The sequence below is a fragment of the Neorhizobium sp. R1-B genome (genome assembly GCF_004368875.1).
In the GTDB taxonomy this organism is placed as follows: Bacteria; Pseudomonadota; Alphaproteobacteria; order Rhizobiales; family Rhizobiaceae; genus Neorhizobium; species Neorhizobium huautlense.
Window position 1 is genome coordinate 391222 of the sequence record NZ_SOEM01000001.1, and the last position, 18522, is coordinate 409743.

The 18522-nt window shown below is 61.0% G+C and carries 18 protein-coding genes and 1 tRNA gene; 11 read left to right on the forward strand and 8 right to left on the reverse strand.

Annotation, left to right across the window (positions count from 1 at the left end):
• Positions 1 to 11: 11 nt before the first annotated feature.
• Entirely contained in the window at positions 12 to 1289 is a 1278-nt protein-coding gene (phoR, locus tag EDE05_RS01820; RefSeq protein ID WP_245422733.1) for a phosphate regulon sensor histidine kinase PhoR, read from the reverse strand.
• Positions 1290 to 1454: 165 nt separating this feature from the next.
• Between phoR and ppk2 the strand changes: the two genes are divergently transcribed.
• On the forward strand, positions 1455 to 2336 hold the full coding sequence (gene ppk2, locus EDE05_RS01825) for a polyphosphate kinase 2 (RefSeq protein ID WP_134099606.1): 882 nt from the start codon (positions 1455 to 1457) through the stop codon (positions 2334 to 2336).
• A gap of 3 nt (positions 2337 to 2339) precedes the next feature.
• On the opposite strand, the gene EDE05_RS01830 is transcribed toward ppk2, so the two are convergent.
• Positions 2340 to 3623: a hypothetical protein gene (locus EDE05_RS01830; protein WP_134099609.1), complete on the reverse strand. Its 1284-nt coding sequence runs from the start codon at positions 3621 to 3623 to the stop codon at positions 2340 to 2342.
• Between the two features lie 240 nt (positions 3624 to 3863).
• On the opposite strand from EDE05_RS01830, the gene EDE05_RS01835 reads away from it, so the two are divergent.
• Both EDE05_RS01835 and EDE05_RS01840 read left to right on the forward strand, forming a co-directional pair.
• Positions 3864 to 4820 (forward strand): nitronate monooxygenase family protein, encoded by a 957-nt coding sequence (locus EDE05_RS01835; RefSeq protein WP_134099612.1) that lies wholly within the window; start codon positions 3864 to 3866, stop codon positions 4818 to 4820.
• Positions 4821 to 4944: 124 nt separating this feature from the next.
• Positions 4945 to 5020 (forward strand) — tRNA-Thr (locus EDE05_RS01840).
• Between the two features lie 20 nt (positions 5021 to 5040).
• Here EDE05_RS01840 and EDE05_RS01845 read toward each other — a convergent pair.
• Positions 5041 to 5841 (reverse strand): GH25 family lysozyme, encoded by an 801-nt coding sequence (locus tag EDE05_RS01845; RefSeq protein WP_245422747.1) that lies wholly within the window; start codon positions 5839 to 5841, stop codon positions 5041 to 5043.
• A 274-nt stretch (positions 5842 to 6115) separates the two neighbouring features.
• On the opposite strand from EDE05_RS01845, the gene EDE05_RS01850 reads away from it, so the two are divergent.
• Positions 6116 to 6823 (forward strand): ribonuclease activity regulator RraA, encoded by a 708-nt coding sequence (locus EDE05_RS01850; RefSeq protein WP_105370525.1) that lies wholly within the window; start codon positions 6116 to 6118, stop codon positions 6821 to 6823.
• On the forward strand, positions 6820 to 7746 hold the full coding sequence (locus tag EDE05_RS01855; protein WP_134099615.1) for a dihydrodipicolinate synthase family protein: 927 nt from the start codon (positions 6820 to 6822) through the stop codon (positions 7744 to 7746). Before EDE05_RS01850 ends, EDE05_RS01855 begins: the two co-directional genes overlap by 4 nt.
• A gap of 66 nt (positions 7747 to 7812) precedes the next feature.
• Here EDE05_RS01855 and EDE05_RS01860 read toward each other — a convergent pair whose 3' ends face one another.
• Entirely contained in the window at positions 7813 to 8922 is a 1110-nt protein-coding gene (locus EDE05_RS01860) for an NAD(P)/FAD-dependent oxidoreductase (RefSeq protein WP_134099618.1), read from the reverse strand.
• A 58-nt stretch (positions 8923 to 8980) separates the two neighbouring features.
• Here EDE05_RS01860 and EDE05_RS01865 point away from each other — a divergent pair, with 58 nt between their 5' ends.
• Positions 8981 to 9991 carry a D-2-hydroxyacid dehydrogenase gene (locus EDE05_RS01865; protein ID WP_245519841.1) on the forward strand — a complete coding sequence of 337 codons (1011 nt, stop codon included), beginning with the start codon at positions 8981 to 8983 and terminating at the stop codon, positions 9989 to 9991.
• Positions 9992 to 10008: 17 nt separating this feature from the next.
• Positions 10009 to 10854 carry a GNAT family N-acetyltransferase gene (locus EDE05_RS01870; RefSeq protein WP_134099621.1) on the forward strand — a complete coding sequence of 282 codons (846 nt, stop codon included), beginning with the start codon at positions 10009 to 10011 and terminating at the stop codon, positions 10852 to 10854.
• Here the strand turns inward: EDE05_RS01870 and xth are convergent.
• Together xth and EDE05_RS26675 are read right to left on the reverse strand one after the other, a co-directional pair.
• Positions 10851 to 11624, reverse strand: a complete 774-nt coding sequence (xth, locus tag EDE05_RS01875) for an exodeoxyribonuclease III (protein ID WP_134099624.1) — start codon at positions 11622 to 11624, stop codon at positions 10851 to 10853. The genes EDE05_RS01870 and xth overlap by 4 nt on opposite strands.
• 9 nt (positions 11625 to 11633) lie before the next feature.
• Entirely contained in the window at positions 11634 to 11810 is a 177-nt protein-coding gene (locus EDE05_RS26675; RefSeq protein ID WP_165924081.1) for a hypothetical protein, read from the reverse strand.
• Between the two features lie 198 nt (positions 11811 to 12008).
• Between EDE05_RS26675 and EDE05_RS01880 the strand changes: the two genes are divergently transcribed.
• The 3 genes from EDE05_RS01880 to nadE are packed head-to-tail and all read left to right on the forward strand — an operon-like array spanning position 12009 to position 14840.
• The gene (locus EDE05_RS01880; protein WP_112797419.1) at positions 12009 to 12266 is read left to right on the forward strand and encodes an acyl carrier protein; all 258 of its coding nucleotides are present in this window, start codon (positions 12009 to 12011) and stop codon (positions 12264 to 12266) included.
• A 22-nt stretch (positions 12267 to 12288) separates the two neighbouring features.
• A complete protein-coding gene (locus EDE05_RS01885; protein ID WP_134099627.1) occupies positions 12289 to 13845 on the forward strand; it encodes a class I adenylate-forming enzyme family protein in 1557 nt (518 codons plus the stop codon).
• Entirely contained in the window at positions 13842 to 14840 is a 999-nt protein-coding gene (nadE, locus tag EDE05_RS01890; protein WP_245519842.1) for an NAD(+) synthase, read from the forward strand. The genes EDE05_RS01885 and nadE overlap by 4 nt, the downstream gene beginning before the upstream one ends.
• A gap of 66 nt (positions 14841 to 14906) precedes the next feature.
• Here the strand turns inward: nadE and EDE05_RS01895 are convergent, their stop codons facing one another.
• Both EDE05_RS01895 and EDE05_RS01900 read right to left on the reverse strand, forming a co-directional pair.
• The gene (locus EDE05_RS01895) at positions 14907 to 16025 is read right to left on the reverse strand and encodes a hypothetical protein (RefSeq protein WP_134099630.1); all 1119 of its coding nucleotides are present in this window, start codon (positions 16023 to 16025) and stop codon (positions 14907 to 14909) included.
• Between the two features lie 118 nt (positions 16026 to 16143).
• Entirely contained in the window at positions 16144 to 16536 is a 393-nt protein-coding gene (locus EDE05_RS01900) for a PRC-barrel domain-containing protein (protein ID WP_105370517.1), read from the reverse strand.
• 264 nt (positions 16537 to 16800) lie between these two features.
• Here EDE05_RS01900 and EDE05_RS01905 point away from each other — a divergent pair, with 264 nt between their 5' ends.
• Positions 16801 to 18498: a long-chain fatty acid--CoA ligase gene (locus EDE05_RS01905; RefSeq protein ID WP_134099633.1), complete on the forward strand. Its 1698-nt coding sequence runs from the start codon at positions 16801 to 16803 to the stop codon at positions 18496 to 18498.
• Positions 18499 to 18522 lie beyond the last annotated feature (24 nt).

Here is an 18522-nt window from a genome sequence, read left to right on the forward strand (position 1 = left end):
CTGGTTTTATGTCAAAACCTGACGGTGAACTCGCTTCCCTTGCCAACCTCGGACTTCACAATCAGCCGGGCGCGGTGGCGGGTGAGGATGTGTTTGACGATCGCAAGCCCCAGACCGGTGCCTTTCTTGGAGCGGCTGTCTGCCACGCTGACCCGATAAAACCGCTCTGTCAAACGCGGGACATGCTCGGCGGGGATGCCCGGCCCGCGGTCAACGACGCTTACCTCGACGGGCTCCGTGGGATCGTTCCGGACATAGACATCGACAACCTCGCCCTCCTGCCCGTATTTGCAGGCGTTCTCGATCAGGTTTTCAAAAACCTGCACAAGTTCGTCCCGGTCGCCCAGCACTTCGACCTTGCCCTCCGGCAGATGAGTGCGGATCTCCACGCCAAGATCTTCGGCAAGAGGCAGGAGTGCGTCTCGGACATGACCGATCAGCGGCTTCAGATCGACCGTCTGATCCGGTGCGATGTGTGATTTGAGCTCAAGGCGCGAAAGCGACATGAGATCATCGATCAGGCGGCTCATGCGCGTGGCCTGGTCGAACATGATCGCAAGGAAGCGTTCCTGGGCGGCAGGGTCGGATCGCGCCGGCCCCTGCAGGGTTTCGATGAAGCCACGCAGCGAAGCAAGCGGGGTGCGCAGCTCATGGCTGGCATTTGCCACGAAGTCCGAGCGCATTCGGTCGATCCGGCGCAATTCCGAGATGTCCTTGAACGACAGGAGGTAGAGTTTCTGCGGCGCCTGATCAGGCTGATCGCCTACCCGGCCAAAATCGATCGGAGCGATACGCAATGTGTAAACACGCTCGGACGGCAGCCGTTCGGAATGTTCGATCTGGTTCGGCTCATCGGTGGCGATCGTTTCGCGCACCATGTCGAGAATACCAGGCGAGCGGAGTCTCGCGGAAAGATGCGAACCGGCGGGCAGCGCTCCGAGAGCCTTTTCTGCCGCCTTGTTCTGAAAAAGAATGATGGCATCCTGGCCGAGCACCAATGCCGGCGTGTCCAACGCGGCCAAGGTTGCGGCCACCTGCGGCATCGGATCGAAGGCCGGTTCCACCTCAATCACCATCTGCCGCTCTGCTGCCGGAGCCTCGGCCGGCTTGCGGGCCACCACCACCAGCAACAGCAACAACCAGCCGGCAAGCACGCCCGGCCACTGCATTCCGGCAACGAGGGCAAGCGCGGCGACCAGCGTCAGGAGCAGCAGCAGGGGACGTTCCCGGCGTGCCCGCGCCGCGAACTCACCAAACCTGTCCCACCATTTCGTCTGTGCCGACTCCACGATCCGACTCGCTGTTTTGATATTGAACACGCGCACATATACCCCTTGCATGACAGATATACATCGCCCGCAGCGGTCGGCGCAAAAAACGATGGCCGCCCGATGGTGCCCGAACATTGAAGCTGCTCTACATATGGGGAAACCAGCACATCGGAGGGATAAACCATGGCGGATCCGACGGGGAACCGGGCAGTCAATCTGGAAATCGACGGCAAGCTCAGACGGTTCGACATAGATGATCCCGTTCTGCCGGACTGGATCGAGGACGTGTCGCTAGCCTCGGGCGGCTATCCCTATGACGACAAGATGGACAAGGACAAATACGAAAAGCAGCTTGAACAACTGCAGATCGAGCTCGTGAAAGTGCAGTTCTGGCTGAAGGCCACCGGAAAGCGGCTAATGGCATTGTTCGAAGGGCGGGACGCCGCCGGCAAAGGCGGCACCATCTTTTCGATCCATGCCTATCTCAATCCGCGCTCGGCCCGCGTCGTTGCTCTAAATAAACCGACGGAGACAGAGGCCGGGCAGTGGTATTTCCAGCGCTACGTCGCACATTTTCCGACGGCGGGAGAAATCGTCCTCTTCGACCGGTCCTGGTACAACCGGGCCGGAGTGGAACCGGTTATGGGCTTCTGCACGCCCCAACAATACGAGGATTTCCTAAAGGCAGTGCCGCGGTTCGAAGATACGATCCACGACGAGGGCATCATCTTCTTCAAATTCTGGCTGGATATCGGCCGCGAGATGCAGCTCAAGCGCTTCCACGACCGCCGGCACGATCCATTGAAGATCTGGAAGCTCTCGCCGATGGACATCGCCGCGCTCGACAAGTGGCACGACTATACCAAAAAGCGTGACATCATGCTCGAAAAGACCCACACGCAGGAGACGCCCTGGACGATCCTGCTGGCCAACGACAAGCGCCGCGCCCGGCTCAATGTCATTCGCCACATGCTGCTGGCGCTCGATTACGAGGGCAAGGACAAGAGCGCCATTGGTGAGATCGACCACAAGATTCTCGGCCAGGGGCCGAAATTCCTGAAATAAGAACTATTGTCCCGGCAGGATGCGGACCGAATAAAGCAGTACCGGCAGATCAGGCCCGTCGAGACCGGTATTGATGACCAGGCGACCGGGAGCGTTCGGGGCCAACGAGCGCTCGAATGTGACGCGGAAAAGCGCCTCCAGCTTTTCCTGGGTGGCAGTGAAGCGATGACGGCTGCAGTTGCCGAGGCTTCCGAAGTCGCAACGTACCGACAGCTGCACGGAGCGATCCTGCGCAGATTGCAACGTCAGCGCCACGGTCGAGCTTTTGCCGGCCATTTCGCGAAGCACTTCGGCCGGCACTTCGATTGAGACGTCGCCTCCCTCGCCAGTGGTCGTCGAGAGGATACGGACCGCCTGTCCCTCCGCTCCGGCCACGGCTTCGACGCGCGCCTGACCGGCGGGCTTCAGCTTCGCGATGTCGGAAGGAACGAAAATTTCCACCCAATCGTCGGAAAACCCGTTGCGCGGATCGAAACCTCCTGCCTCCTGCCCTGTCTGCTGACGGCTCAGAGACTGATCGGCAACCTTCATTGCCTCCTCGATGAACGACTGGACCATTCCGGATTGGTAGAACCACCAGCAGGCGCCACCGACAACGCCGAGGGTGATCAACCACGTAAGAAGATGCGACAGGAAACCGCGGCGCTTGCGCGGTTTGGCGGCCCGCTCCGGCGGCACGTCCAGCCCTGTGCCGGAGGGTTCGGGCCGGCTTTTCCCGGCTTTTCCCGGCTTCGACTCCTTGACCGGCGGTCCAGCTTCAATGCGTTCATCACGATCGACGGCAATCCGGCCAAGATCACCTTCGCGCGCCACGAAAGTCTCCGGCGCGGATGTCGTAACGGGTGCGGCAACCGGCGCCACGGGCGAGGCCTCGGAGGTGACGGGGGCAACGTGGTGAGCGGCGTGGGGCGTTGAGAATGCGGCAGAGCGCGTTTCGCCACCGAGCGTCACGTCCGGCCCGAGCTCTGCCCGCTGCTGAGCTGCGACAACCACGGGCGGCGCAACCGGCTCGGAGGCGGGGATATAGGGAAGCTCGGTCTCGAGTTCGATCTCGGGCGGTGGCGCTGCCTCGGTCAGCCGACGCACTTCCTCCGTCTCGATCTGATGGATCTTGTCTTCCAGCAGCTCATGCTGCTGCATGATGATCAGCCGATCGGTCACGCCCTGCTTGCGAAGGCCGGCATCAAGCGCCTGCCGCGCCGACTGATAAATTCGAACCCTGGTTTCCCGGTCCGCTCTGTTGGAGCGATCCAGCGCGTTCCTGATGGCCGTTTCCAAACCGCTCACTGCCGGTCCTTCTTCTACTCATTCCCCAATACGCGGGAGTTTACGTTTCGGTAACCTCTCTCACGCGGAACTGCAAGCGCCGCACACTGCTGAAAAATAAGGTCAGGTTATGTCTCATGCGCTCCCGGAAGAAATGAGCGACAAATGTTCCGAAATTTTTCCACCGGCTTTTCCTGCGCGACCCGATCTGCTAGACAGACTTACGTTTGCGTAAACGTCAATCGGGAGGTTCTTTTCCGCATGCTTCCAGCAATCCTCAGGGACAGGCTGCGCCTGCCCGTGATCGCGTCACCACTTTTCATCATCTCTCATCCGGAACTGACGCTGGCGCAATGCAAGGCAGGTGTCATCGGCGCCTTTCCGGCGCTCAATGCGCGGCCGGAAAGCCAGCTCGACGAATGGCTCGCGATGATCACCGAGGATCTCGCCGCCTACGATGCCGCCAATCCTGAAAAGCCTTCTGCGCCCTTCGCCGTAAACCAGATCGTGCACACGTCCAACAAGCGGTTGGAACACGACCTGATGATGTGCGTAAAATACAAGGTACCGATCGTCATCTCGTCGCTTGGCGCTGTACCCGAGGTCAATGCGGCGGTGCATTCCTACGGCGGCATCGTGCTGCATGACATCATCAACAACCGGCACGCCAATTCGGCAATCCGTAAAGGCGCAGATGGATTGATCGCCGTTGCCGCAGGCGCCGGAGGCCATGCCGGAACGCTTTCGCCCTTTGCGCTCGTCCAGGAAATCCGTGAATGGTTCGACGGGCCTTTGTTGCTGGCCGGAGCGATCGCGACGGGCGGCGGCATTCTCGCGGCACAGGCAATGGGCGCCGACATGGCCTATATCGGTTCGCCCTTCATCGCCACCCGGGAGGCCCGCGCGGTCGACGCCTACAAGCAGATGATTGCCGATTCGAACGCCGCCGACATCGTCTATTCCAACTACTTCACCGGCGTTCACGGCAACTATCTGAAAGGCTCGATCAAGGCGATGGGCATGGATCCCGACGCTCTGCCGGTCGCCGACCCCACCAAGATGGATTTCGACCAGGCGGTGAGCGGCCCGAAGGCCTGGAAGGAAATCTGGGGTGCCGGACAAGGCGTGGGCGCGGTGAAAGCAGTGGTTCCCGTCGCCGAGCTTGTCGGGCGGCTCGAGAGGGAATACGAGGCGGCACGGAAGCGGCTCGCGCTTTGAGCGCGGGTTCCGGCCGCAGCCGACAGGAAAATCGCAGACCGGGTCAAATCACGGCTTGAAATTGCAGGTCATTGCCTGTATCAGCCGCATCACTCGCAGCCCGGCCGAGCCGTCCGCTGCCCGTGCCGCTTTAGCTCAGTCGGTAGAGCACATCATTCGTAATGATGGGGTCACGTGTTCGAGTCACGTAAGCGGCACCATTTTCACACCATGTGACGGTTCAGAATGGACGGTAGGGCAAGTCCGCTTCTGCGATCAGCGCCGGATCAGGCGTATTGGACGGCAGAAGCTCGCCTTTTGCCCAGACACGTTTCAGATCATCGAGACCCATACCGGCGACATTGACGTCGATGTCCGTGGAGGTTCCGGGGACGCGGTACGGGCAATGCCGCTTCGAGCAGTTCGAGGAAGAAGAAAACTGCCAGAGAAAGTAGTTCGACCAGCTTCCCATCGGAAACACCTGGGCAACATCCGGCTTGTAGCGGGCGTACCAGATCGGAAGCCGGGACAACAGCTTGTAGTCGTTGCGCCGGGCCGCGATGTATCGGGCGACGCTGTGGTTCGTATAGAGAATGGGGTAGCGGCCGGTTCTCGCCTTCAGATGCCGCGCAAAAATTTCGGCATCTTCGAGCGACATGAACTTGTCGTCCAGGTCCTCAAGATCGAGAACCATGAGATCCTTGTCGTCCGGCTCCGCATAATCCAGAAAGTGATTTGCCTGGTCGATCGGATTTCCCGGCCGCGCAAGATGATAGGCGCCCCAGAGGAGGCCGGCGCCGCGGGCGACGAGGCGACGCGTCTGGTAGAGTTCACGGCTCACTGCGTACTTCCGCCACATCGTCTTGCAGTGCGCCACCGTATCGCCGCCGTGTTTTCCGGTGCAGCTGTAGCTTTCCGGAAGCCCGTCGGAGGCCTTGTGGATGAAGCCGGCTATACGTTTGTCGGTGAGGAGTTTCCGCCAGTCGATGACGTTGAGTTCGTAGGCGTCGATGACGAGAGGGGCATTGGTATCCCGCCACACCTGCTTTTGCCCGGCGAGCCCGTCGGCGGGGCTTACGAGGTTGAATGCGAGGGCGGCCAGCGCAGTGGCCAATCGGAAAATCCCCTTGTCCATTTGAGGAGAGTAAGTCCTTAACCTTAAGCGAGGCTTAATTTAGCGTATTCTTAACGATGGCCGGTTACACCATTCTGGCCCCGCAGGATACCTCCGCTTGTTCCTTGACGACGGAAGCAGGTCGAAGGAATATCGCCCGCCGCCGGCCGTGGCGGCCCAAAGAAATTCCCGAGGAGAATTCATGTCGCTGGACCCTGACATCACCGAGACGCTGAAGAGCGTTTCCACCGCCACGCTGACCACGGTGCTTTTGAAGAAGGGGCTGCGAAACGTCTGGATGCGTGGCACCAAGCCGCTGAAGGCCGGCCAGGGCCGCGTCGTGGGTAAGGCTTTCACGCTGCGCTTCGTACCGGCACGCGAGGATCTCGCGACGCCGGAAAGCTGGTCTTCGCCGATCTCCACCCGCGCCGCGATCGAAGCCATGCCGGAAGGGTGCGTGGCCGTGGCCGACGCACTTGGCGTGACCGATGCCGGTATTTTCGGCGACATCCTCTGCGCCCGCATGGCCAAGCGCGGCGTTGCAGGCCTGATTACCGACGGCGTGTTGCGCGATGCGGAAGGTGTTTTCGGCAGCGGCATGAAGGTCTGGTGCAATGGTATTGCCGCGCCGCCGTCGGTCGCCGGCCTCACCTTCGTCGGCTGGCAGGAGCCGATTTCCTGCGGTGGTGTTGCCGTGTTTCCGGATGACATCGTCGTTGTGGACGAGGACGGCGCGGTTCTGATCCCGGCCAAGCTGCTCGATGCCGTTCTGGCCGAGGCGCCCGAACAGGAACGAATGGAAGCCTGGATCATGACCGAAGTCGACCGGGGCGTACCGCTGCCTGGTCTTTACCCCATGAATGCCGAAACCAAGGCCCGTTATCAGGCCTGGAAGGACAGCCAGAAATGACATTCGGCGTGGAATCCAAAGGCGTCTATGCAATTGCGACCACGCCATTTACGGAAGACGGGGCAATCGACTTCAACTCGGTCGACCGGTTGACCGACTTTTACCAGGAAAGCGGCTGCACCGGCATTACCATCCTCGGCATCATGGGCGAAGCGCCCAAGCTTGAGCCGGAGGAGAGCCGGACAATCGTCAAACGCGTCGTCTCGCACGCCACGGTACCGGTGATCGTCGGCGTCTCTGCACCGGGCTTTGCCGGCATGCGATCCCTGGCGCGCGATTCCATGGAAATGGGAGCGGCAGGGGTGATGATCGCACCGCCGCCGTCGCTCCGCACCGACGACCAGATAGTCAATTACTTCGCCGGCGCCGTCGAAGCAGTCGGCGACGACGTGCCCTGGGTGCTGCAGGATTACCCGCTGACGCTGACCGTCGTGATGTCGCCCGGCGTGATCGCGAAGATCATTTCCAACCATCCCTCCTGCCTGATGCTGAAACATGAGGACTGGCCAGGGCTCGAAAAAATCTCCAGGCTTCGCGCCTTGCAGAAGGCTGGAGACCTGCGGCCCTTCTCTATCCTTTGCGGCAATGGCGGCATGTTCCTCGATTTCGAACCGGAGCGCGGCGCTGACGGCGCAATGACCGGTTATGGTTTCCCGGACATGCTGACGGAACTCATCGGCCTCTTTGCGGACGGGAAGCGGGACGAGGCCCACGACCTCTTCGACGCCCATCTGCCGCTGATCCGCTACGAACAGCAAGTGGGCGTCGGCCTTGCCGTGCGCAAGCATGTGCTGAAGCGGCGCGGCGTCATCGCCACGGACGTGCAGCGCAAGCCGGCGCAGATGCTTTCGGCTACGGCCAAGGCGGAGGTGGACTACCTGCTTGGCCGGCTTGCGAAGCGGGACAAGCGGGCGGCGTTTTGAGATAGTCGCTTAACGCTGCCCCCTCACCCCGAAGGGCCGGATGAGGGGGTCTCTTCGAGGTTCAGCCTAAATCAGGCGTCTAACCCGCTCCGCGATCGCCATGGAGGCCGTCAGGCCGGGGGATTCGATACCGTAAAGCGCGACATAGGCGGGATGGCCGGTTGCGTCCGGTCCCTGAATGATGAAATCGCCGCCGCCTCCCGCTTCCGGCCCCATCACTTTGGGCCGCATGCCGGAATAGGCCGGCTGCAGCGCGCCCTCCGCCAGAGCCGGCCAGTAGCGGCGGATTGCAGCATAGAACCTGTCGGCCCGCCGAGGGTCGACGTCATAGTCGATCGTCTCCACCCACTCGACATCCGGACCGAACCTCGCCTGTCCCGCCATATCGAGCGTGAGATGCACGCCAAGCCCGCCGGGCTCCGGAACGGGATAGATCAATCGTCCGGCGGGGGCCGTGCCCGCAAGTGAAAAATAGCAGCCTTTCGCGTAATGGCGCTCCGGCACCGTCGTTCGCTCAAGGCCGAGAATGCTTTCCGACACGGCCCAGGCGTTCAAACCAGCGGCATTCACCACCAACCTGGCCTCGACCTCGACCGGATCGCGCCCACCCACCCGGAGCCGCACGATACCGGGTAAAAGCTCCCCACCCAGCACGGGGGAATTCAGCACGATCGCGCCGCCGCGAGCCTCGATATCGCCAATATAGGCTTCCATCAGACGATGACTATCGATGATGCCTGTGGAAGGGGAGACGAGGGCTGCGAAGCCCGTGATCTGCGGCTCCAGCCGGGACAAATCCATGCCATCGATCAGGGAACAGTCCTCGACTCCGTTGGCATCTGCCTGCTTCAGAAGCTTTTCGAGATAGGCAACCTCCGGCTCGCTGGAGGCGACGATGAGCTTGCCGCATCGCTTGTGCGGAATATGCCGCTCCCTGCAATACTCGTAGAGCCGGCGTTTTCCGGCAACGCAGAGTTCGGCCTTGAGACTGCCGGTGGGATAATAGAGACCGGCATGAATCACTTCGCTGTTGCGGGAAGACGTCACGCTGCCGGTCATCGGCTCGGCTTCGAGAAGCACGACCTCGCGGCCGGCGATCGCCAATTCACGCGCCACTGCAAGCCCCACCACGCCGCCGCCGATGACGACGCAATCGAGTTCCAGCACCTCCCGCATTCCCCTCTCCGCACTTTTGCCTTCCGGATGGCGGGCAGGATGATATACGAGAAATCGAATGCGGCCAGTGCCTTGGGCCAGGGGAGAGGAATTGATCCATGTGGGATTTCAGGCAATGCTGAAGGTGGTTTTTCTCGACCGCGATACGATCGGGCCATCCGTCGAGATTACCCGGCCTGCCTTTGCGCATGAGTGGGTGGAGTATGGCAAAACGGCACCGGAGGACGTGCCCGCACGTATTGCCGATGCCGACATCGTCATCACCAACAAGGCGCCGGTCCGCGAGGGGGCTATCGACGGCGCGTCGAAGCTGAAGATGATTGCGGTGGCCGCCACCGGCTATGACGTGATCGATCTCGCCTTTGCCAAGGAACGCGGCATAATAGTTTCCAACGTGCGCGGCTACGCCGTCAATACCGTGCCCGAGCACACATTCGCGCTGATTTTTGCGCTGCGCCGATCGATCGTCGGCTTCCGTCAGGACGTGATCGGCGGCGAATGGCAGCGCGCCAACCAGTTCTGCTTCTTCACGCATCCGATCCGCGACCTCGCGGGCTCGACGCTCGGCATTTTCGGGCGCGGCACGCTCGGCAAGTCCGTGGCGAAAATCGCTGACGCCTTCGGCATGAACGTGGTTTTCGCTGCCCGCAAGGACGCAGAAACGGTCGGACCCGGCTACACCGGCTTTGACGAGGTATTGGAGACCGCCGATATCATCAGCTTCCATATGCCGCTCACGCCGACGACCCGCAACCTGATCGGGATAGAGGAATTCCGCCGGATGAAACGGAAGCCGCTGATCATCAATACGGCGCGCGGCGGGCTGGTGAATGAAGCCGATCTGGTAACGGCACTCGACGAGGGGCTGATTGCCGGTGCCGGTTTCGACGTGCTGACAAAGGAGCCTCCCTTGCCGAACAATCCGCTGCTGACGATCCTCGACCGACCAAACGTCATCGTTACGCCGCATGTCGCTTGGGCGAGCGACGAGGCAATGCAGACGCTTTGGGCGCAAGTCGTCAGCCATCTAGAAAACTTCGAAAAGGGCAGTCCTACCAACGCGCTGTAACGCCGGAGGCACAATCGATGGATCAGAATGCGGCCGTCACTCGTCGCCCGCTTTCAGCCTGTTCGCTGGATGAAGCGGCCAAGGCCTTTACGGAAGGCTTCGTCGGCTATGTCGTGCCGGTCAGCGTCAGGCCGGAGGCCTTGGCACTTCGTATCGCCCGGGAGGATGTCGACACTGACATCAGCGAAGTATTCTTCGACGGCGGCAGGCCCGCCGGCATTCTGCTCATTTCGAGGCGAGGCGACCGCTCGCGCATCAGTGCGCTCGGTGTTGGCCCGACCATCCGTTCCAGGGGATTCGGCCGGCGCGTCATGCAGGACGCCATAGAAGCCGCCCGCGGCCGCGGCGAAAGGGAGCTAATCCTGGAGGTCATCGATTCGAACGCCAGGGCCCGCGACCTCTACTTGGCGCTCGGCTTTCAAATCACCCGGACGCTGGTGGGCTTCAGTCGGGCTGCGACCCTTCCGGTGCCAGACGTCGCCCCGGCTGAGGAATGCGATCTCGGAACAGCGGTCGAAATGCTATTCCGATTTTCCGATGCCGGCCCCACCTGGCAGACGGATCCCGTCTCCTTTCGGCAGGCCAAGCCGCCTCTTATAGGAGTTGCCCTGGAAGGCAAGGCGGCAGCGCTGGTTGACGACAGCGGCGCGGATGTGCGTCTCTATGGCTTTGCTGTCGATCCGGCCTATCGCAGTCGAGGTCTGGGCCGGTCGCTCGCCGATGCGCTCGCCGCCTGTTATCCGGGTCGCAAGATGTATGTCATCGAGAACGTCCCGGCCGGGCTTTTCGACAGCTTCATGCAGCGGATCGGCTGGAGTAAAAGCACCCTCACGCAATCGGAAATGTCGCTCGCTCTCTCCTAGTCGGAGATTTCTATCCAGGCCGGCGCGTGATCGCTGGCATGATCCCTGCCGCGGACATGGCGGTCGACGCCGGCATGTTCCAGCCGGCCGGCGATCGAAGGGCTGAGCAACAGGTGATCAAGCCGGAGACCGGCATCGCGACCCCAGGCATTCCGGAAATAGTCCCAGAAGGTATAGATGCGCTCATCCGGATGGAGACTGCGAAGCCCGTCCGTCCAACCCTGATCTAGAAGCTCGGTAAAAACATCCCGCACCTCCTGACGAAACAACGCGTCGTCGCGCCATCGTTCTGGCGCATAGACGTCAAGGTCGGTCGGAATGATGTTGTAGTCACCCGCGAGAACAACGGGAGCGCCTGTATCCAGCAGAGCTCGGGCATGGATCAGGAAGCGCTGATACCAGGCGAGCTTGTAGTCGAATTTAAGTCCGGGCGCCGGATTGCCGTTCGGCGCATAAAGGCATGCAATCAACACGCCCCCGACAGCCGCTTCGATATAGCGGCTGTGCTCATCGTCCATATTGTCGGGAAGGCCGCGCCGCGTCTCTATCGGATCGGTGTCGTGAGCGAGAATGGCGACGCCGTTCCAGCTCTTCTGACCATGCCAGATGGCGCCGTAACCGGCCTTCTCGATGGCTGAAATTGGAAACTTCTGTTGTGGAGCCTTCAGTTCCTGCAGGCAGACGACATCCGGCCGCGCCTCCTCAAGCCAGTCGAGAAGAATGTCAAGGCGACCGTTGACGCCGTTCACATTGAAGGTCGCGATCTTCACCGGGCACTGTCAGCGCGGGCGATCGCCTCTATCGCCCTCGCCCGCCTTTGCCTTCGTCCTGGCGGTTTTGCGCACATCTTGAGCCAGCGAGCGCCCGACGTCGTCGGATTCCTTGAAGCGGCCGTTGTCATCACGTCGGACATAGCGCTTGTCCGTGCCCGTATCGATCAGTTCCCGTTTTGCCATTACCGGTCTCCTTATTTGAAGTCTGACACAACGCAGAACGTCGCTTTTGGATGCAAAATCGGGAACAGTTCAAAACAACACGGATGCTTTAGCGAAAGATTCAGGACTATCGGCAAAGGATAGCCGCAGTAAAACCAATGTGTCTTCGGTCCCGGCGGCTCGAAGGGGCATGGTGTGGCTTTTTGAAGGGGCTGTTCGATGACTGAACGTTTCACAGGTACCGTGCGCGAGTTTATTGCCGAGAACTTCCTCTTTCGCGCCGATGCCGATATTTCCAACAGCCAGTCTCTGCTCGATACCGGCGTGATCGACTCCACAGGGGTTCTCGAGCTGATTGCCTTTCTCGAAAGCACCTATGGCATCACGGTGGCTGACGAGGAAATCATCCCGGAAAATCTCGACAGCGTCGACAACATGACAAGATACCTCGCAAACAAGCTTCCTGTCGCTGCCTGACTGACCGAAAAGGCGACCAGTGATGCGGCTTGAGGCGAGGCTTCGCGACAGTGCCCGGCGCTTTGCCGGCAAGACGGCGCTTGTGGCAGGCGACACCCGCCTCACCTATGGGGAACTCGATGCCCGTTCGGATCGCCTGGCAGAAAGCCTCGGCCGCAACGGAGTGCAGCCCGGGGATCGCGTCCTGATGCTCCTTGACAATGGCCCGGAGGCTGTTTTGGGTTTCTTCGGCGCCTGGAAGACGGGCGCCGTCCCCTGCCCACTCTATCCTTCCATCAAAGCGGACAAGCTGGCTGCCATCCTCGACAGTACCGAAGCGTCCGCCGTCATTACCCAGGCCCGGCTGCAGCCGACGGTCGAAACGGCGGTTGCCGCGACAAAAATTCGTCCGGCCGTCTTCGTGGCCCAGGGCGAGGTGCGTGAAGAGAGCGGCCCGACCCTGCGTTTCGAAGACGCCGTCGATGGTGTCCCGAGCGCGCCAATCGAGATACTCGAAGACAGCGACAGCCTCGCGCTGCTGATCCATACTTCCGGCTCCACGGGAAAGCCGAAGGGCGTGATGCTGTCCCATGCCAATGTGAATGCGGCCTGCCAATCGATCGTCAGCTATCTCGGCAATACCGCCGAGGATATTGTCCTGAACGTTCTGCCGCTTTCCTTTGGTTACGGCATCACGCAGGTCGTCACCATGATCATGGTCGGCGGCACGCTGATCCTGGAAAAGAGCTTCGCCTTCCCTCGCAAGATCCTGGAGCGGCTGGCGCAGGAAAAGGTGACCGGGTTTCCTCTCGTTCCACCCATGGCCGCGCTCGTCGTCGGCATGAAGGATCTCGAGCCGGGCTCCCTGCCGCACCTACGCTACATGACGAGCGCGGCGGCCGCCATGCCGCCCGCCTTCACCGAACGGCTACGGCATCTATTTCCGGAGACTCAGCTCTTCCTGATGTATGGGCAGACGGAATGCATGCGCGCCACCTATCTCCCGCCGGCAGAAGCCACTCACCGCCCCCTGTCCGCGGGGAAAGCCATCCCCGGTACCCGGGCCTATGTGGTCGATGAAGACGGAAACCCGGCATCACCGGGCACGATCGGCGAATTGGTCGTCGAGGGGCCTCATGTCATGCTTGGCTATTGGCGCGACGCCCCGACGACACTGGAAAAACTCGTGCCGCTCCCGACCGGCCGGCGTCTTTATACTGGCGATCTGTTCCGCGCCGATGAGGACGGATTTCTCTACTTCGTCAGCCGGCGCGACGACATCATCAAGACCCGCGGCGAAAAGGTCAGCCCACAGGAAGTCGAGCGGGCGCTCTACGAGATCGCCGAGATCGCCGAGGCCGCAGTCGGCGGAGTGCCGGACCCGGTCTTCGGCGAGGTCATCCGCGCCTATGTCGTGCTCCGCCAAGGCGCGATCCTTACCGAGCGCGACATCATACGGCACTGTGCAGGCCGGCTCGAAGACTACATGGTGCCCAAAAGCGTCGAGTTCCGCGACGCCTTGCCGAGAACGACCACCGGAAAAATCAGGCTGAACGCCAACAACAGCAACAACGAACCGACGCAGGGGAATGTCGCATGATGCGAGCCATGAAAATTGCCGAGAAGACGGGAAAGTTCTCTCCAGACACGCTGAAGCTCGATGCGGAGGCGGAGATCGAGCGCATCTCAAATTGGATACGCGAGACGGTGACGAAGGACCTCCGGAAACGCGGCGCCGTGCTCGGACTTTCCGGCGGTATCGATTCCAGCGTCACGGCGGCACTTTGCGCCCGCGCGCTCGGGCCGGCAAAAGTGACCGGCATCTTCATGCCCGAACATGACAGCGACCCCGAGAGCCTTCGCCTTGGCAGGGCGCTCGCCGATGCCGTGGGCGTCGAAACGGTCCTTGAGGACATCGGCCCCGCCCTTGCGGCAGCAGGTTGCTATACCCGCCGCGACGGTTTCATCCGCCAGGTCGTGCCGGAATTCGGCGAGGGCTGGGGCTGCAAGGTGGTCCTAGAAGATGCGTTGACCGGTCGCGGATACAATATTTCCTGGCTGGTGGTCGCCAATCCTGCCGGCGAGCAGAGCCGCCATCGCATGCCGCTGGACGTCTATCTCGGCATGATCGCCGCCGCCAACATGAAACAGCGGACACGCAAGCAGATCGAATATTATCATGCCGACCGCCTGAACTCCGCGGTGGCCGGCACCCCGAACCGGTTGGAATACGACCAGGGATTTTTCGTGAAGAACGGCGATGGCGCGGCTGACTTCAAGCCAATCGCGCATCTCTACAAGAGCCAGGTCTACCAGCTTGCCGAGGCCCTCGGTGTGCCCGCCGAGATCCGCCGCCGCCCGCCTACGACCGATACATGGTCGCTGCCCCAGGGTCAGGACGAATATTACTTCTCGCTGCCCTACGACCGGATGGACCTTTGCCTCTACGGTCTCGACAACAGCATTGCCCCTGAAGCCGTCGGCGAGGCCGCCGGGCTGACGCCGGATCAGGTGGATGCCGTCTGGCGGAATATTGCCTCGAAGCGCAAGGTCGCGGAGTACCTGCACGCCCAGCCATTGACCATGCTCGGGTAAACCGGCGGACTTATTTGCTTGGGCAAGTGCGAGCGCCGAAAAACGCTCGCATTTTTTCCTCTCGCCTTAGTCGAAGTCGTCGCCGATCAGGCGCGTCCAGTTTTCGCCGGCAAGACCGCTGATCAGGCCTTGCCCCGTTTTGACCGGCTCCAATAGCGACTTGTCTTTGGCGTGAGCGACAAAGAAGGCGCGACCGTAAAATATCGTCTTGCGGCTGATGAGCTCGGGCGTCAGCCAGGGATGACCGGCACCACGGATCGCGGCGCAACCACTGGCATCAGCGTGAGCGAAAAGATCCTCCACCAGATCGCCCGCAACCGCCGGCGAGCAGAGCGCCTGCAGAAGCCAGGCGATCCCGCCCGGGCGGCCATAATAGACATAACAGCCAACGAGTTGGCCGCTGCGGGATTCCGCGATACGCCAGACCGGCTTTCCGTATTGCCGTTTCTGTTCCGCCTGGTCCATGAACCATTCGAGCGTCGGCCGGTCCCACTGAGGCTTCAGCGGGAAAGTATCGGCAAGTTTCAGAACCGCCTCGATGAACTCCTCGCGAGGCGCATCCCAGAAGTTTGCCCGGCCTGCACCGTGGACATTAGGTGCACGAAACGGCGATACGCCCATCTTCTCGACCAATCCATCGGCCAATGCACCGACTGGTCGCAGGAAGCGCGCAGCTTTAACGGCACGTTCGGCAACCTGGACGGCAGCCGATGCAGGGCGCAGGACGCGCAGCCAGTTGAGGCTGTAGGCGATATCGAGCGGCAGAGCGAGCTTCTGCCACATGCCAAGGGCAAGCGCATTGGCGGTTTCGGTAAGCGATATGTCCTGCGGACCCGCCAGGAACGAACGCAGAAGGCGCGCACCTGCCAGCGGGTTCTGTTCCGGCCGGTCGACCATCATCGAACCAGCGAACGCGGCCCGCAGCGATCTGCCGTTGAACTCCAGCCGCGATGGAAAAACGCCTATGAATCCCTCGACCTCGCCCGCGGCGCTGACGAAAACCTTCGAGCGGATGTCGTCGTCATACCAGGGATGATCGAAATAGATATCGCGGAAATACTGGATCATCGACGGCCGCAAGGGCTCAGAGTCGCGGAAGGTCTTCTGAAACAGTTGAGCAACCGACGGCAGGTCCTCCCGTTCCAGATCCCGGACGCCGCCCGCCTTGTCCGCCATCATGCCCATTTGCCGTCCTCTCGCCCCGTTTTCCATCGGGGCGGACGGCAGCGTGCCAGAATAGTTTTAAACAAATGAAAAGAGGCCCCGCGAATGGCGGAGCCTCCTGAAGCTTCTCACGACCGATTTACATCCAATAGGGCGGCACGCCGTAATAGTCGTAGATCGTCCGGCCCTTGTCATTGTACCAGGTATCATCGTCCAGATCGCGATAGCGCGGCGCGCCCGTGATCTGGTCCTTGGTCAGATCGATGCGGTAGCCGTCGAGTTCTTCGTCGTAACGCAGCTTTTCCCAGGGCAGCGGGTAATAATCGTCACCAATCCCCAGGAAGCCGCCGAAGCTCAGGACTGCATAGGCTACCCGGCCGCCGCGTTTTTCGAGCAGCACGCGCTCGATCGAGCCGATGTGCTTGCCGTCTGCGCCATAGACGCGGGTCCCTTCCACCTTGTCGCTGGCAATCAGCGACGGCGTATCCTTGACGTAGGGATCCTGGCCGGCCCGGGGTTCATGATGCAGCATAACGCACCTCCTTGGTTTCCTCGTATCACTTGAGTGGAAACGCTCCGCCATCCCATATGTTCCTGGCCGGCCCGCAAACGTGCGCGGCCAGGTTGGCAGATGCATTGACGTTTACGTTAAGGTTAGATAGCTGTTAAAAATGACCACTATGGCTTTACGTTGTAGGACCATGGCATAATCTGTTTCTCGCGGCAGGGTGGAGGACTTTGCCGCACGCGTAGGGAAAGCGCGGAACAACAAGAAGAATGATGGAGGAGGTTTCACATGAGCGAAGTCACTGCACGCACCGACGCCAATCCCGACAAGATCTGGCTGGCCTCCTATCCCCCGACGGTACCGGAGGAAATTCCACCTCTGACCCATCGCTCGCTAGGTGAGCTTTTCGAAGACAGCTGCTCGCGCTTTGCGGACCGGCCAGCATTTTCGAGCATGGGAAAGACCCTCACCTTCCGGCAGCTTGAAGCGGAAAGCCGCAAGATCGCGGCTTGGCTGCAGGCGCAGGGGCTGGTTAAGGGCGACCGCGTCGCGGTGATGCTGCCGAACATCCTCCAGAACCCGGTGATCGTCTACGGTATCCTCCGCATTGGCCTGGTCGTCGTCAACGTCAACCCCCTCTATACGCCGCGGGAGCTGGAGCATCAGTTGAAGGATGCCGGCGCCAAGGCAATCTTCGTCCTGGAGAATTTCGCCCATACCGTGCAGCAGGCCTTGCCGAACACCGAAGTGAAGCATGTGGTTGTTGCAACCATGGGCGACATGCTGGGCCTCAAGGGACATATCGTCAATGTGGTCGTGCGCAAGATAAAGAAGCTTGTGCCGGAATGGTCGCTTGCCTCGTCCAAGAGCTTCAAGCAGGTGCGTGCCGAGGGCGCGCGGCTGACCGTGAACCCGGTCGAGGTGCATGGCCGCGACATCGCTTTCCTGCAATATACCGGCGGCACGACAGGTATCTCCAAGGGAGCAATCCTCACCCATTCCAACCTGCTCGCCAACAAGGAGCAGATGGCGACCTGGCTCGAGACGGCGTTCCTGACGAAGCCGCGGCCGGATCAGCTCCAGTTCCTCTGCGCCCTGCCTCTCTACCATATCTTCGCATTGACCGTGAATTCGCTGATGGGCGTCGCAACCGGCAGCCACAACATCCTGATTGCCAATCCGCGCGATATCCCGGCCTTCGTCAAGGAACTTCAGAAGTACAAGATCCACATCTTTCCCGGACTCAACACGCTGTTCAATGCGCTGATGAACAACCCGGATTTCCAGAAACTCGACTTCTCGTCGCTGCTGCTCGTCTTTGGCGGCGGCATGTCGGTGCAGCGCCCGGTCGCCGAGCGCTGGCTGAAGATGACCGGCTGCCAGATCACCGAAGGTTATGGCCTGTCGGAGACCTCTCCGGTCGCCACCGCAAACCGGCTCGACGCAACCGAATTCAGCGGCATGATCGGGCTGCCGATATCGTCGACGGAAATCTCGATCCGCGATGACGACGGTGCGGAAGTCGAACTTGGCGGCGTCGGTGAAATCTGCATCCGGGGGCCTCAGGTCATGGCCGGATACTGGAACCGTCCGGATGAAACCGCCAAAGTCATGACTGCGGACGGCTTCTTCCGGACCGGCGACATGGGCTACATGGACCGCCAGGGTTATACGAAGATCGTTGACCGCAAGAAGGACATGATCCTGGTGTCGGGCTTCAATGTCTATCCGAACGAGGTTGAAGAGGTCGTTGCCAAACATCCTGGCGTACTCGAATGCGCTGCGATCGGAATACCGGACGAACATTCCGGCGAGGCGGTCAAACTCTTCGTGGTCAAAAAGGACCCGAACCTGACGGAAGCGCAGATCAAGGCCCATTGCATCGAAAACCTGACGAATTACAAGCGGCCGCGCTTTATCGAATTCCGCAACGAACTGCCCAAATCGAATGTTGGGAAGATCCTGCGGCGCGAGCTGCGCGGCTGACCGCCGTTGCATTGCGGCGACAGA

Excerpts from the sequence above, each read along its gene's own strand:
- EDE05_RS01870 (WP_134099621.1), top strand. The coding sequence starts at position 10,009 with ATGGATCAGAATGCGGCCGTCACTCGTCGCCCGCTTTCAGCCTGTTCG.
- EDE05_RS01835 (WP_134099612.1), top strand. The coding sequence starts at position 3,864 with ATGCTTCCAGCAATCCTCAGGGACAGGCTGCGCCTGCCCGTGATCGCG.
- EDE05_RS01860 (WP_134099618.1), bottom strand. The coding sequence starts at position 8,922 with ATGCGGGAGGTGCTGGAACTCGATTGCGTCGTCATCGGCGGCGGCGTG.
- EDE05_RS01880 (WP_112797419.1), top strand. The coding sequence starts at position 12,009 with ATGACTGAACGTTTCACAGGTACCGTGCGCGAGTTTATTGCCGAGAAC.
- EDE05_RS01900 (WP_105370517.1), bottom strand. The coding sequence starts at position 16,536 with ATGCTGCATCATGAACCCCGGGCCGGCCAGGATCCCTACGTCAAGGAT.
- EDE05_RS01895 (WP_134099630.1), bottom strand. The coding sequence starts at position 16,025 with ATGGGCATGATGGCGGACAAGGCGGGCGGCGTCCGGGATCTGGAACGG.
- nadE (WP_245519842.1), top strand. The coding sequence starts at position 13,842 with ATGATGCGAGCCATGAAAATTGCCGAGAAGACGGGAAAGTTCTCTCCA.
- ppk2 (WP_134099606.1), top strand. The coding sequence starts at position 1,455 with ATGGCGGATCCGACGGGGAACCGGGCAGTCAATCTGGAAATCGACGGC.
- EDE05_RS01865 (WP_245519841.1), top strand. The coding sequence starts at position 8,981 with ATGCGGCCAGTGCCTTGGGCCAGGGGAGAGGAATTGATCCATGTGGGA.
- EDE05_RS01885 (WP_134099627.1), top strand. The coding sequence starts at position 12,289 with ATGCGGCTTGAGGCGAGGCTTCGCGACAGTGCCCGGCGCTTTGCCGGC.
- EDE05_RS01850 (WP_105370525.1), top strand. The coding sequence starts at position 6,116 with ATGTCGCTGGACCCTGACATCACCGAGACGCTGAAGAGCGTTTCCACC.
- EDE05_RS26675 (WP_165924081.1), bottom strand. The coding sequence starts at position 11,810 with ATGGCAAAACGGGAACTGATCGATACGGGCACGGACAAGCGCTATGTC.
- EDE05_RS01855 (WP_134099615.1), top strand. The coding sequence starts at position 6,820 with ATGACATTCGGCGTGGAATCCAAAGGCGTCTATGCAATTGCGACCACG.
- EDE05_RS01905 (WP_134099633.1), top strand. The coding sequence starts at position 16,801 with ATGAGCGAAGTCACTGCACGCACCGACGCCAATCCCGACAAGATCTGG.